Below are 12,837 nucleotides of genomic sequence, written 5' to 3' on the forward strand. Positions count from 1 at the left end.
GTGATGGCAGGACCGCTAACAGGGCTTCGAGTGTTGGATTTAAGCCGCGTCATGGCGGGTCCCTGGTGTACGCAAATACTGGCCGATATGGGCGCTGAGGTGATCAAAATTGAGCACCCAACCCTTGGTGACGATACGCGCCATTGGGGGCCTCCCTGGTTAAAAGATAAACAGGGCAAGGAGTCCCAAGAGTCGGCTTACTACCTTTCTGCTAATCGCGGCAAGCATTCGGTAACGGTGGATATTAGCCAGCCGGAGGGCCAAGGGCTGGTGCGTGAGCTAGCGGCTGAAAGCGATATTCTGGTGGAAAACTTTAAGAGCGGCGGCCTAGCCCGAAAAGGCCTCGATTACGCCACCTTAGAGGCGATTAACCCTGGGTTGATTTACTGCTCAATCACCGGGTTTGGCCAAACCGGGCCAATGGCAGCAATGGCAGGCTATGACTACCTGATCCAAGCCCAATCCGGGTTAATGAGTATTACCGGTGCCGCCGACGGTGAGCCGGGGGCTGGGCCGCAGCGTGTGGGCATGGCGGTCTCTGACCTAACCACGGGGATGAATGCCACCATCGCCATCCTGGGCGCTTTGCATCACCGACATAGCACCGGGGAGGGCCAATATATCGATATGGCGCTGCTGGATGTTCAGGTCAGCTGGTTAGCCAATCAAGCGCTTAATTACTTCTGCAGCGGCACACCGCCAACCCGCACCGGCGAGTACCACCCTAACTTAGTGCCTTACCAGCCGTTTCCTACGGCTGATGGCGAAAAAGTCATCATCGCCATTGGCAACGATGGGCAGTTCAAGCGCTTTTGTGAGGCGGTTGGGCGACCCGAGTTAGCCACCGACCCCCGCTTTAGTACCAATCCTGAGCGGGTGAAGCACCGCCTGGCGCTGATACCACTGATGGTTGAGATCACTCGGTCCCGCACCAGCCACGAATGGATAGCGATGCTGGGGGCGATTAGCGTTCCCTGCGGGCCGATTCAGAATATTGCCCAGGTTTTTGATGACCCACAGGTGCAAGCGCGAAACATGCAAATTGAGCTAGAAAGCGACACCGGTTCTGTGCCCGGTGTGGCTAACCCTATTAAATACTCCAAAACGCCGTTGGCGTATAACAAGCCACCGCCGCGACTGGGGGAAGATACCGACAGCGTGTTGCAGCGCCTATTGCACAAAGGCGCTGAGGAAATAAGCGCCTTGCGTCAAAAGGGCGTAGTAAAATAAGCCCTCTAACCGACCGTCACACCGCCGCAAACAAACAGCGTCTGGCCGGTCATAAAACCGCTACGCTCGTCGCAGAAAAAACTAACCGCCTGGGCCACATCTTCTGGCTGGCCCATACGCTGTAGCGGGATATTATCGATGATGCGGCGGGCACGTTCTGAATCAGGCGGGTTATTTTCCCAAAAGGCGCTGGTAGCGATGGGGCCGGGGGCAACGCAGTTGACCGTAATGCCGTGTTCAGCAAGCTCCAGCGCCCAGGTGCGGGCCATGGACTGCAGCGCGCCTTTCGTTGCGCTGTAAATAGTGCGCGCTTCCTTGCCGAGCACCACGCGGCTGGCATTCATCACAATGCGGCCCATGCCTTGTGCTTTCATGGTGGGTAAGAGGGCTTGTGTGCAGATCAGCGCCGAGCGTACGTTCAGGTGCATTAATGTATCGAAGTCTTCAAGCGTTGCCTCTTCGAGCAGGGCGGGGGCGACGATACCCACATTGTTGATCAGCCGGCTCACCGTATAACGCTCGGCGATTGCCTCCATTACCCGCTTAGTGGAATCCGCATCGGCAAGATCAACCTGATAGGCGTCTGCTTGCAAAGAGTCCGCTTCCGGCTTAACGATATCCACCACAATAACGCGATAGCCGTCCTGCTGAAGGCGTAAAGCAATGGCTTGGCCGATGTTTCTTGCGCCGCCGGTGACCACCGCACAGGCGTGTTGATTACTTTGGTTGTGTTCAGAATGTTGGCTCATTGTTATTGTCCTTCGCTGGCCTAAATCTGCGTTCATTAGAACGCTAATAATCCGAAAAGCGTCATCAGCCAGATCGTCAGGCTGAGTGTAAAGAAGGAGGCGACTGTCGCCACGAGCATGGCAGCGGCACTGACACCGCCTAAACCATAGCGCTGGCCGAACAGTGGGTAAATGCTGATCATCGGCGCGGCGGCAAAGAGCAGCGCCCCTGCCATATAAAGTGGCTCAATGCCGGGGACAAAAAAGAAAGCGATGAAAATGGCTAGCGGGTGTATGAGGAGCTTGCCAATGACGATCTGGCCCACATCCTGGGCCATGCCTTTTACCTGTAAGCCAAAGAGTGCACCGCCTATCACAAATAACGCCGCAGGGCCTGCGGCGTCGGCCAGTAAAGTGATCGCTTTATATACAGGGCCGGGTACGTTTAACCCTGTTATCGCCAGGGAAATCCCGATGAGCAGCCCGATAAGTATCGGGTTTTTGGCTAGGTTGAGTGCCGTTTGCTTTACGGTTTTGCCAAGGCTTGCCCCTTTTTGGTTCCCCATTTCAGCTAGAATCAGCGCGGCGGGAATAATAATCAGCGTTTCAATCACCATGTTGAGCGCTAAAAGCACCGCCGCTGGGGAGCCAATCACCATCGCTGCGACGGGGTAACCCACAAAACCACTGTTAGCGGCGGCCATGCCTAACGCTTGCATCGCGCTGATATTGAGCGGCTGACGCTGTCGCTTCAGGCACAGCAGCAGCCCACCACCGAAGACAGCGATAGAGCCTAAGCCATAAGCGATCAGGTAGTTCAGCTTAAAAATTTCTTCCAGAGGCTGCTGGGTCAATGCCCGAATGACCAGCGCGGGCAGGGCGCAGTACATCACAAAGATCCCCACCCCTTGCATCTGCTCGCGCATGATAATGCCGCTCCATCTTGCTACGTAACCTAAACCGATTAGTAGAAAGATAGGGGTGGTAATACTAAGAATAGCGAGCATCGCAGCCTCTTTAGCGCATGGCGACAAAATTTTTGTTCGTTAGACGAATAAGTGTACGCTATTTTTAGACTATCAGGTCATGCGCGGATTAGCGGGCGAAACGAGCTGTTGAATGTAGTGAGTACGCAGCGGTATCACGTGGGCGTCAATTTGTTCGGTGCCAATATGCCCAGTGGTAAAGAAGCGAAACGCATCCACTCCTTGGAAAACAAACAGGTCGACGCCTGAAAGCGTTTTAGCGCCCGCCTGGTGGGCGGCATTTAACAGCTCGGTATGGGCAGGAATGTAGACAGCATCAAACACCCAGTGCTGGGGGCCAAGTCCTGATGTGTCGATGGGGCAGCCGGGGTGGTTAATGTGGCCGATGGGCGTGCAGTTCACGACGCCCTGCCAGCTAGGCAACTCACGCTGAGCTTGCTCTGGCGTGATGCATTCTGCCGTTATGCCCATGGCGTTAAGGTCATGGCTGAGGCATTCCCCGCGAGCACTATCACGTTCAAGAATATAGACGCAGCTGGCGGCCAATTCGCCTAAGGCGCAGGCCACCGCACGGCCTACGCCGCCAGCACCGATCAACAGCACATCGCCCGCTGGCTGATCGCCAAATGAATGTCGGTAGGCGCTGATAAAGCCGGTGTAGTCGGTGTTTTCTGCGCGCAGGCCGCCCTCATCAAACAGCAGTGTGTTGGCGGTACCCACGCGGCGAACGCCTTCACCGCAAATATCGGCAAGCTTTGCGGCGTTCTCTTTAAAAGGGAAGGTGACGTTGGTGCCTCGGTAGCCCCTTTCGCGCAGCGCCTGTATAGCGCTTGGGAAATCGAAAGCTTCAATTCCCAAGCTATCGACTAAGTCATAGCGCACGGGCAGCCCTAACGACGCCCCCAGGCGTTCATGCAAATCGGGAGATTGCGACTTGGCGATGCCTTCCCCAACCAGTCCGAGTTTGATCATGCTTGGCTCTCTCCCTTACCGTGGTTTGGTGTTTGATCAGCGGTTTTGCCTATGCCTGCTTCTAAGCGCTGCTGCGCCGTGACCCGCACAAACGCATTCGGCGCGCCCAGCCCTTGGTAGCCATCGCGCTGTACCAGCTCAAAAAAGAACGCCTTTTGGCTAGGCTGGGTATACAGCTGGTGGAAGTCACCGCTGCTATCTTGGTCAAAGAGAATATGGTGCGCCTGCATCCACGCTTGGGTTTGGGCGGGTAGATCAAAGCGCGCGGCCAAGTCGCGATAGTAGTTACCGGGAATTGGCAGCACCGGCGTGCCTGCCTGGCTTAGTGCTGAGCTGGTCTCGCGCATAGAGTGAGTGCGCAGCGCAACGTGGTGAACCCCCGAGCCGCCGTACTGACGAACAAAACGATTGCTGGCGGTATCTGGCGAAGCGCTGGCGTTAAGCGCCAGACGGAAACGGCCGTTGTGGTTTTGTAGTACCTGGCTTTGGATTAATCCGCGGGGGTCGGCCACATCGAACGAAGGCGTTGGCGCTAGCTGGAAGATCGCCCGGTACTGCAGCATCAGCGAGAGGTAATCATGGTAGGAGAGCGCGACGCTGATATGGTCGATATCGCCCAGCGCCCCCTGGGGAATCGGCTGCACGTCCACGGGGAACTCCCTATCCCAGGTACGGCTTAGCTGCGAGTCATCAATAATATACGAGAGGCTGCCATCCACATTGCGCAGCGCGCTCATGCGGTGGGAAGCACCGACTTCTTCGGGTTCGACAATATCGTAGCCCAGTTTGTCGGCGCGCTTGAAGGCTTCATAGGCATTAGCGACACGTAGGCCAATGGCGGTAACCGCGGTGGCGTCGCGCCCTGGCGTGCGGCCGGTAAAACTCGCCTCGGTGTTAAGCACCAAGTTAACGTCGCCTGCTGCCCAGCGCTCAGCGCTCAGCGTATGGTGGCGCCCTACGCAGGCCATGCCGAGTGCGTTGAGCAGTTCGCGCAGCGATGCTAAATCGTCTGGCTCGACGGCAATCTCGAGAAAGGCGACCGACTCAATCGGTTGCTGCGCAGGTATACCGCTGTCGGCCTGCATGCTGCGCAGTAAATTATACGAGCGAAGGCCATCCCGAGCGGTTTGGTCGCTGTGGCCCATACGGAAGACATCGTTAAAAATTTCGTGGGAGAGCGGGCCGTCATAGCGGGTCTCTTCCAGCATGGCCATAAATTTATCCATCTGCAGTTCGCCCTGGCCAGGGAAGCAGCGGTAGTGACGGCTCCACGACAGGTGGTCCATGGAGAGACGCGGCGCATCGGCCGTTTGTACCAAAAAGATGCGGTCCCCCGGAATACGGCCAATGGTGCCCAGCTCCGTCTGACGAGAGAAGATATGGAAGGTGTCCAGTACCAGGCCGACATTGGGATGCGCGGCGCGGCGTACCACTTCCCAGCTGTCGCGGTAGTCGTGAATATGACGCCCCCAGGCCAGCGCTTCATAGGCCACGCGCAGATTGCGCCGCGCAGCGCGCTCGCCCAACTCATAAAAGTCATCGGCGGCGCGGCTTAAGCCCGGCAATGAATCGGGGTGGACGGTACTGCACGCCATCAGCAGGTCCGTGCCGAGCTCTTCCATCAGATCAAACTTGTGTTCGGCGCGGTCGAACGCCCGCTCTCGGGCGCGGCCTTGCAGCCCTTCAAAGTCACGAAACGGCTGAAGCGTGACCAGCTTAAGGCCGCGGGAGCGAATTAACTCTCCCGCTTCGCGAGGCGTTCCGCTAAACGCTGTTAAATCGTTTTCAAATAGCTCAAGCCCTTCAAAACCGGCATTGGCAATGGCATCTACCTTCTCTTCCAGCGAGCCGCTTAGGCAAACGGTAGCAATGGATGAATACATGGCATCATGCTCCTTTATAAATGATGAAGATCAGTAGCCAGCTAAGCGCGGCAGGAAGGTGACGAGCGCCGGTACGAAGGTAATCAGCAGTAGAATTAAGAACTGCACGGCCAGCATCGGCAGAATGCGGCGGATAATCGCCCCCATCCCCACACCGGAGACCGAATCCGCGACAAACAAGCACAGCCCCATCGGTGGCGTGATCAGCCCCATCATTAGATTGAAGATTACGAGAATGCCGAAATGCAGCGGGTCGATGCCTAGCGCCATGGCGATGGGGTGAAGAATCGGCACCAGCACCAAAATGGCCGCAATACCTTCTAAAAACAGCCCCACCACCAGCAGTAGCAGAATGACGGCAATCAGGAAGGTCCACTGGGTATCGATGCTCATCAATGCCCATTCGGTCAGCATGTTGGGCACGCGCTCGAACGTGAGCACCCAGTTGGCCGCAGCGACCGCGCCCATGATGACCATGATTACCGCGCTGTCGCGCATGGCGCGGGCGAAGATGCCGGGCAGGTTGACCAGTTTGATATTACGGTAAAGCACTACCCCTAAAATCAGCGCGTAGACTACGGCAAACGCTGCCGCTTCGGTGGGCGTAACGATACCGGCGAGAATCGCGCCGACGACAAATACTGGCATTAACGCGGGCAGCAGGCCGTGGAGGAGGGCATGGCGGCGAGACTGCTTTCTTGTCTGTGCCGCGCCCAAATCACCCGCGAAAAAGTAGACGTAAATGGAAAGCCCCAGTGCCAGCAGTAGTCCCGGCACAATCCCCGCCAAAAATAGCCCCGGCACTGACACGCCCGACACCGTCAGCGCGTAGATAATCACCGGGATACTCGGCGGAATAATCGGGCCAATCACGGAGGAGGCAGCGGTAAGCGCAGCGGCAAAATCGCGCGGGTAGCCCTCTTTTTCCATTGACGGAATAAATACCCGCCCAAGTGCTGAGGTATCGGCAATCGCTGAGCCGGAAAGGCCGGCAAAAATCACCGACGCCCAGATATTCACATGCGCCAGACCTGCTTTCATGCGGCCGACAATCGCAGTGGCCAGGTTAATAATGCGGTGGGTAATGCCCGCTTCATTCATCAGCTCGCCGGCTAAAATAAACAGCGGTATCGCCAGCAGTGGGAAAGATTCCATGCCGCCGAAAAACTGCTGCGACACAATACGGATGTGGTAAGGCAAGTCGCCGGTACTCATCAGCACCGTCAGCGTACCCAGAATGGCAAAGGCAAACGGCACGCCGAGCAATACCAGCGCTATCAGCAGCACAAAAATCATGATGAGGCCTCCTCGCCATGCTGCTCACTCAAACGCAGCGCGCCCATCACCAGGGCAGAGAGGCTGAGCAGGCCGCCACCCACAAGCATAGAGGCTTGAAAGAGCCACATGGGCATGCCGGTGCTTGACGAGGTGCGCCCGCCACGGGCAGAAATGAACTCAAGTGCTGACATCATCAAACCAATGCCTACTGCTAGTACCACCAAATCGATGACAACCGCCTGCCAGCGCAACCAGCGTAGGGGTAGCAGGCGGCGAATAAGGTCAAAGCCGATGTGCTTATCCTGTAAATATGCCCAAGACATGCCAAACATCAGACCGTAAATCATCAGGTAAATAGCGGTGTCTTCTCCCCAGGTAATGGAGCCGCCATAGGTGTAGCGCGCAAAGGCATTGCCTGCGACCAGCAGAAAAATCAGCATCATGGCAAGCCCGGCCAAGCTGCCATTGAACAGGATCAGGCCGCGGTGTAACTGGGCGAGAAGAGCAGACATAAGAGCACCTTCAATCGATAGTCAGGCACGCAAGGTCGCAAGTGGGCCATCGTTGGCCCACTCGCAAGCGTTTTGGTCAGGCAGGGTTATCATGAAAAGTTCTCATGAAGAGCTAGAAGCGTGCGGACGCCTCGTCGACTGCAGAAGAAAGACGGTCGATCCATGCAGCATCATCGCCCAGCTCATCGCGCAGATAGGCTTGCACCGGCGGTTGGGCCGCTTCACGGAAGGCGTCCATCTGTTCAGCATTGGGCTGAGTCACTTCCATGCCTGCTGCTTCTAACTTGGCAATACCCTCAGCCGAGTTGAACTGCTGAATAGCACGGCCAGTGGTACCAGCAACCACAGCGGCGCGCTTCACGGCGGCCTGCTCTTCCTCGGTGAGTGACTGGAATATCTCATCGTTGATCAGCAGGTGGTCAACCCCGTATACGTGGCGATCCAGCGTGAGGTAGTCCTGGAACTCGTAGAAGTTATTGCCGTAGATCACCGAGATAGGATTCTCTTGGCCATCTACTACGCCGGTAGCCAGCGCCGTAGGCACTTCACCCCAAGCGATACCCTGAGGCTCAGCCCCTAGGCCGCGCACCATTTCCAGGTAAAGCGGAATGGTTTGCACGCGGAATTTCAGGCCACGCATATCCTCCGGGGAGTGGATCGGGCGCACAGAGTTGGTGAAGTGGCGGAAACCCGTCTCGCCGTAAGCTAGGGTACGTAAGCCGGTTTGCTGCAAGCAGTGCTCAGCAAGCGAGGTACCAAACTCGCCGTCCATCACTTGCCACGCCACAGGCGCTGAAGGGAACGTGTAAGGGATATCGGTCACCGCAACCGCCGGGCAGAAATTGGCATAGGCACCGGAGACCATTGCAATGCTGATGATGCCATCCTGCGCGCCTTCGATCAGCTCGGTTTCACCACCCAGTGAGCCGGCGGGATATAGCTCTACGGTGAGATTGGTTTCGGCTTCTACTAGATTTTTAAACACCTGTCCGGCCGCACCTTTTTTCGAGGTGGTCCAGTCGTCTGGATCGACGTGCGCAAAGCGTAGTGTTTGGGCAGAGGCGGTCGTGGCTACAGCTAGCGTTGCCGCGGTAACGGCGAGTGTGAGAGTACGCTTAATCGACATTGTTGTTGTCCTCTTATCGGGCACTTTTCATGGGAGTGAGGGGTAAAAAGCCAATGGTGTAATTGGCTGTTTCGTCCTGTCCAAATCAACAATGTACGAAATGGTACGTTCAGTCAAGCTGTGGCATACTAGACAAAAGACGATCACGATAATAAAAGGTCAATCGATGGTAGCCACTTCTAAAACGTCCGCTTCCCCATCATCTGCGCGACGTCGCCGCAAAAACGACCCTGAATCTGTGCAGGCCGATATCCTCGCAGTGGCCACTCGGGAGTTCTCGGAAAAAGGGCTATCAGGCGCTCGGATCGATGAAATTGCCGAGAAAACCCGCGCATCTAAGCGGATGATTTATTATTACTTTAATGATAAAGAAACGCTCTATCTGCATACGCTGGAAGCCGCCTACAAGAAAGTGCGCCTTCAGGAGGCTGAGTTAAATCTTGATCACTTAGCACCGCTAGAGGCGCTAAGTCGGTTAGTGCGGTTTACCTTTTGCCACCACGCCAAAAACCCCGATTTTATCCGTCTTGTGATGATCGAAAATATTCATCATGGGCGCTTTTTGGCGCAGTCAGAGTTGATTCAATCGCTCAATGCCGGGGTGATTGATGTGCTGACCAATGTCTACCTTCGCGGTGTGGAAGAGAGCTGCTTTCGTGGTGGTCTAGATCCAAGAGAGTTGCACTGGCTGATTAGTGCGCTGTCGTTTTTTAATGTCTCCAACCAACACACCTTTTCACGCATTTTTGATTGGCAGCAGGCGGCGCCGGAAAATCAGCAGAAATTAGAAGACCACGTTACCGATATGGTGCTGCGCTACGTGCGCACTGACGAGGCTTTACCTTCTGAGTGAGCCCACGGCGGTAAGCTCTGTAGGGTTAGTGCTGAGCTATTTTTAGCGTATAGTTCGAATGGCGAACAACTGTGCGGTTTTTTGGTTGCCGTTGCCCCCTGCCTTTCTGAGCCCCGTTAAAAGGAGCCTGCTAGCCATGCTTTCTGCCTTTCTAAAGCACCCGTTTATGAGCCAGCCCGCACTAAACGCGTGTAATGAGGGCGCTATGCTCAACGCCATGTTGGCCTTCGAGTTGGCCCTGGCCGAGGTTCAGGAAGCCAGCGGGGCGGTGCCAAACGGTGCCAGCCAGCAAATGCGCGAGCAGCTCGAACATGCTTCTTTTAATGTCGCTGAGATTGCCGAAGGCATCGCCAGCGGCGGCAATGTAGCGATCCCCTTTGTCAAACAGAGCCGCGCGCTGCTGCCTGAAGCGCTTAAGGGCTACTGGCATCAAGGCGCAACGAGCCAAGATGTGGTCGACTCCGCGCTGATGCTGCTGCTTAAACCCCGCTTAGTGGCGATGGATAATTTGCTACGGCGCTGCCGTTCGGCAGCAGCAGCACTTATGGATACTCATGTCGACACGCCCATGGTGGGCCGCACCCTGATGCAACAGGCGCTGCCGATAACCTTTGGGGTGAAGGTGGCTCACTGGGCCATCGGCTTGGAGCAGAGCCGCCGCCGTTTGGGTGAGGTGGAACTGCCCGTTCAGTTTGGTGGCGCGGTGGGCGTGCACTCGGGTTGGGATACGCTCGGGCTTGAGTGGATGGACGCCTTGGCTGCGAGGCTAGGCTTGGTGGCGCCAGTGCTGCCCTGGCATACCGACCGCTACCCCATTCATGCCCTCGGCACGGCGTTAGATGCCGTTGCGGGGGCCGCTGAAAAAATCGCCCTGGATGTAGCGCTGCTGACACAAACCGAAGTCGGTGAAGTGGCGGAGCCCTCGGCACCCGGCATGGGGGAGTCCTCTTCTATGCCCCATAAGCGTAACCCGGTGCGCAGTGCGCTGATTCGCGGGGCAGCCCGGCAGGTGCATGGCCATACAAGCGTTTTGATCAATGCTGCCGCCCAGCCCCTTGAGCGCGGGTTGGGCGAATGGCACGCGGAATGGGCGCCGATGATGGAAAGCGCTCTGCTGGTAGAGGGAGCGCTTGAGCAAGTAGCCGCGCTGCTGGAGGGGCTTGAGGTCTACCCTGATCACATGCAGCGCAATCTTGCAGCTACTGGCGGCGGCATTATGGCCGAGCCGGTGGCACGGTTGCTTACCCCTGTACTGGGGCCAGATAAAGCGAAGGCCGTCAGTGCTGCCGCTGCAGAAACCTCACGCCGTGAAGTGAGACCCTATGCCGACGTTTTGGCTGAGCACCCTGATGTACTTGGCGTGGTAGGCGTCACGGCGTTGCGCGATGCATGCAATCCCGCTTTATACCTTGGTAGCAGCACTGCCCAGGTGGCGCGTGCCAAGAAATGGCTGGAAAGTGAATAAGTAGCTGAAAAAAATATCGTTAAAGCGCGCTACTCAGTTCCGGGGATAGGCCATCGTGGCACTCCATTAGCGGCTAGGCATTTGACCTCATTAGCGATTGGCAGTAACTTGTTCGCATTAAGAATATATGTTCGTTTTACGAACAAATGCTAACGACGTCGGCAACGACCAGCTAAGAGGCACCCATCATGGCCGAGTTTCTCAGCTTGCATGACGCGGTAGCGCGCTACGTCCAAGACGGCGCCACCGTTGCTATGGAAGGCTTTACCCACCTGATTCCCTTCGCCGCGGGTCACGAAGTGATCCGTCAGCAAAAGCGTGATCTGACGCTGATCCGCATGACCCCCGATATCATCTACGATCAGATGATCGGTGCGGGTTGCGCGAAAAAAGTTATCTTCTCCTGGGGCGGTAACCCTGGCGTAGGCTCACTGCACCGCCTGCGCGATGCGGTTGAGAAGGGCTGGCCGCAAAAAGTCGAGATTCTTGAGCATAGCCACGCGGCCATGGCCTGCGCTTTTGAAGCAGGCGCTGCGGGATTGCCCATGGCGGTTTTTCGCGGCTACATCGGCAGTGAGCTGCCCAGCGTTAACGATCAAATCAAATTTATCGAGTGCCCGTTTACCGGCGAGCGCTTAGCCGCTGTGCCCTCGGTGCGCCCGGACGTCTCGATCATCCACGCCCAGCGCGCAGATCGCCAAGGCAACGTGTTGGTAGAAGGTATTGTTGGTGTACAGAAAGAGGCGGTGCTGGCGGCCAAGCACAGTATCGTGACGGTGGAGGAGATCGTCGATGACCTCAACGCCCACCCTAACGCCTGTGTGATTCCCAGCTGGGCGATCAGCGCCATTGCGGTCGCCGAGAAAGGCGCGCTGCCTTCCTACACCCACGGCTACTACGGCCGCAGCAACCGATTCTATAAAGAGTGGGACGCCATCGCTCGCGACCGCGACACCTTCACCCAGTGGCTTGACGATAACGTCTTTAACGCTGTCCAAAATCATGCAGGGGAGAACAGCTAATGAGTTTCGAATATACCTCTTCTGAAATGATGTCGGTGACCGCTGCACGGGCACTGGAAAATGGCATGACCTGCTTTGTGGGTATTGGCCTGCCCTCGGAAGCCGCCAATCTGGCACGTCTGACCCACGCCCCGGATGTGGTGCTGATTTATGAGTCAGGCACGCTGCAAACCAAACCTGCGATTCTGCCGCTTTCCATCGGCGACGGTGAACTGTGTGAGTCGGCGCTGACCACCGTGGCGGTGCCGGAGATGTTCCGCTACTGGCTGCAGGGCGGCAAAATCAACGTCGGCTTTTTAGGCACCGCGCAAATCGACCGTTTTGCTAATTTGAATACCACGCTGATTGGTGATTACAAAGCGCCTAAAGTTCGCCTGCCGGGCGGCGGCGGCGCACCGGAAATCGCCACCAACGCCGGTGAAGTCTTTATCACCCTGAAGCACTCCAAGCGCGCCTTTGTAAAAGATGTCGACTTCGTCACCACGCTAGGCTTTGGCCGCGACGGCAAAGGGCGCGATAACGTGCCCAATATCGGCAAAGGCCCCACCCGGGTGATCACCGACCTGTGCGTGATGAAGCCCGATCCTGAGACCAAAGAACTGGTGGTGGTATCGCTGCACCCGGGCGTAACCCGCGAAGACGTCATTGACGCGACCGGTTGGGAAGTGCGCTTTGCCGAGCAGCTTGAAAGCACGCCTGAACCAAGTGCCAATGAGCTTGAAATTCTGCGTGAGCTAAAAGCGCGCACCGAGCGGGCCCACGCGGGCGCATAAGGATTCTGT

At 56.7% G+C, this 12,837-nt stretch carries 12 protein-coding genes; 5 read left to right on the forward strand and 7 right to left on the reverse strand.

Annotated features, from left to right (window positions below; genetic code table 11):
• Nucleotides 1-3: 3 nt before the first annotated feature.
• Nucleotides 4-1,230: a CaiB/BaiF CoA transferase family protein gene (locus tag LOS15_RS14685; RefSeq protein WP_263066686.1), complete on the forward strand. Its 1,227-nt coding sequence runs from the start codon at nucleotides 4-6 to the stop codon at nucleotides 1,228-1,230.
• Nucleotides 1,231-1,235: 5 nt separating this feature from the next.
• Here LOS15_RS14685 and LOS15_RS14690 read toward each other — a convergent pair whose 3' ends face one another.
• The 7 genes from LOS15_RS14690 to LOS15_RS14720 all read right to left on the reverse strand — a co-directional run bounded on the left by LOS15_RS14690 (nucleotide 1,236) and on the right by LOS15_RS14720 (nucleotide 8,715).
• On the reverse strand, nucleotides 1,236-1,979 hold the full coding sequence (locus LOS15_RS14690; protein ID WP_263066687.1) for an SDR family NAD(P)-dependent oxidoreductase: 744 nt from the start codon (nucleotides 1,977-1,979) through the stop codon (nucleotides 1,236-1,238).
• Between the two features lie 35 nt (nucleotides 1,980-2,014).
• Nucleotides 2,015-2,965, reverse strand: a complete 951-nt coding sequence (locus LOS15_RS14695; protein WP_263066688.1) for an AEC family transporter — start codon at nucleotides 2,963-2,965, stop codon at nucleotides 2,015-2,017.
• A gap of 72 nt (nucleotides 2,966-3,037) precedes the next feature.
• Nucleotides 3,038-3,916 carry a shikimate dehydrogenase family protein gene (locus LOS15_RS14700; protein ID WP_263066689.1) on the reverse strand — a complete coding sequence of 293 codons (879 nt, stop codon included), beginning with the start codon at nucleotides 3,914-3,916 and terminating at the stop codon, nucleotides 3,038-3,040.
• On the reverse strand, nucleotides 3,913-5,799 hold the full coding sequence (locus tag LOS15_RS14705) for a bifunctional sugar phosphate isomerase/epimerase/4-hydroxyphenylpyruvate dioxygenase family protein (RefSeq protein ID WP_263066690.1): 1,887 nt from the start codon (nucleotides 5,797-5,799) through the stop codon (nucleotides 3,913-3,915). The genes LOS15_RS14700 and LOS15_RS14705 overlap by 4 nt, the downstream gene beginning before the upstream one ends.
• A 30-nt stretch (nucleotides 5,800-5,829) precedes the next feature.
• Nucleotides 5,830-7,095, reverse strand: a complete 1,266-nt coding sequence (locus LOS15_RS14710; RefSeq protein ID WP_263066691.1) for a TRAP transporter large permease — start codon at nucleotides 7,093-7,095, stop codon at nucleotides 5,830-5,832.
• Complete coding sequence (locus LOS15_RS14715; protein ID WP_263066692.1) at nucleotides 7,092-7,589, reverse strand: TRAP transporter small permease; 498 nt, start codon at nucleotides 7,587-7,589, stop codon at nucleotides 7,092-7,094. The genes LOS15_RS14710 and LOS15_RS14715 overlap by 4 nt, the downstream gene beginning before the upstream one ends.
• A 112-nt stretch (nucleotides 7,590-7,701) precedes the next feature.
• Nucleotides 7,702-8,715: a DctP family TRAP transporter solute-binding subunit gene (locus LOS15_RS14720; RefSeq protein WP_263066693.1), complete on the reverse strand. Its 1,014-nt coding sequence runs from the start codon at nucleotides 8,713-8,715 to the stop codon at nucleotides 7,702-7,704.
• 166 nt (nucleotides 8,716-8,881) lie between these two features.
• Between LOS15_RS14720 and LOS15_RS14725 the strand changes: the two genes are divergently transcribed.
• From LOS15_RS14725 to LOS15_RS14740, 4 genes are all read left to right on the forward strand, one after another.
• Nucleotides 8,882-9,568, forward strand: coding sequence for a TetR/AcrR family transcriptional regulator (locus LOS15_RS14725; protein ID WP_263066694.1), 687 nt, complete (start codon nucleotides 8,882-8,884; stop codon nucleotides 9,566-9,568).
• Between the two features lie 136 nt (nucleotides 9,569-9,704).
• Nucleotides 9,705-11,033: an adenylosuccinate lyase family protein gene (locus LOS15_RS14730; RefSeq protein WP_263066695.1), complete on the forward strand. Its 1,329-nt coding sequence runs from the start codon at nucleotides 9,705-9,707 to the stop codon at nucleotides 11,031-11,033.
• A gap of 188 nt (nucleotides 11,034-11,221) precedes the next feature.
• A complete protein-coding gene (locus LOS15_RS14735; RefSeq protein ID WP_263066696.1) occupies nucleotides 11,222-12,055 on the forward strand; it encodes a CoA transferase subunit A in 834 nt (277 codons plus the stop codon).
• Entirely contained in the window at nucleotides 12,055-12,828 is a 774-nt protein-coding gene (locus LOS15_RS14740; protein ID WP_263066697.1) for a CoA-transferase subunit beta, read from the forward strand. The genes LOS15_RS14735 and LOS15_RS14740 overlap by 1 nt, the downstream gene beginning before the upstream one ends.
• Nucleotides 12,829-12,837 lie beyond the last annotated feature (9 nt).

Source organism: Halomonas sp. 7T (genome assembly GCF_025643255.1).
GTDB lineage: Bacteria > Pseudomonadota > Gammaproteobacteria > Pseudomonadales > Halomonadaceae > Vreelandella.

What these genes read in the sequence shown, in the direction of transcription:
- LOS15_RS14700 (WP_263066689.1), bottom strand. Translation starts at nt 3,916, where the DNA reads ATGATCAAACTCGGACTGGTTGGGGAAGGCATCGCCAAGTCGCAATCT.
- LOS15_RS14690 (WP_263066687.1), bottom strand. Translation starts at nt 1,979, where the DNA reads ATGAGCCAACATTCTGAACACAACCAAAGTAATCAACACGCCTGTGCG.
- LOS15_RS14730 (WP_263066695.1), top strand. Translation starts at nt 9,705, where the DNA reads ATGCTTTCTGCCTTTCTAAAGCACCCGTTTATGAGCCAGCCCGCACTA.
- LOS15_RS14735 (WP_263066696.1), top strand. Translation starts at nt 11,222, where the DNA reads ATGGCCGAGTTTCTCAGCTTGCATGACGCGGTAGCGCGCTACGTCCAA.
- LOS15_RS14705 (WP_263066690.1), bottom strand. Translation starts at nt 5,799, where the DNA reads ATGTATTCATCCATTGCTACCGTTTGCCTAAGCGGCTCGCTGGAAGAG.
- LOS15_RS14715 (WP_263066692.1), bottom strand. Translation starts at nt 7,589, where the DNA reads ATGTCTGCTCTTCTCGCCCAGTTACACCGCGGCCTGATCCTGTTCAAT.
- LOS15_RS14710 (WP_263066691.1), bottom strand. Translation starts at nt 7,095, where the DNA reads ATGATTTTTGTGCTGCTGATAGCGCTGGTATTGCTCGGCGTGCCGTTT.
- LOS15_RS14725 (WP_263066694.1), top strand. Translation starts at nt 8,882, where the DNA reads ATGGTAGCCACTTCTAAAACGTCCGCTTCCCCATCATCTGCGCGACGT.
- LOS15_RS14740 (WP_263066697.1), top strand. Translation starts at nt 12,055, where the DNA reads ATGAGTTTCGAATATACCTCTTCTGAAATGATGTCGGTGACCGCTGCA.
- LOS15_RS14720 (WP_263066693.1), bottom strand. Translation starts at nt 8,715, where the DNA reads ATGTCGATTAAGCGTACTCTCACACTCGCCGTTACCGCGGCAACGCTA.
- LOS15_RS14695 (WP_263066688.1), bottom strand. Translation starts at nt 2,965, where the DNA reads ATGCTCGCTATTCTTAGTATTACCACCCCTATCTTTCTACTAATCGGT.
- LOS15_RS14685 (WP_263066686.1), top strand. Translation starts at nt 4, where the DNA reads ATGGCAGGACCGCTAACAGGGCTTCGAGTGTTGGATTTAAGCCGCGTC.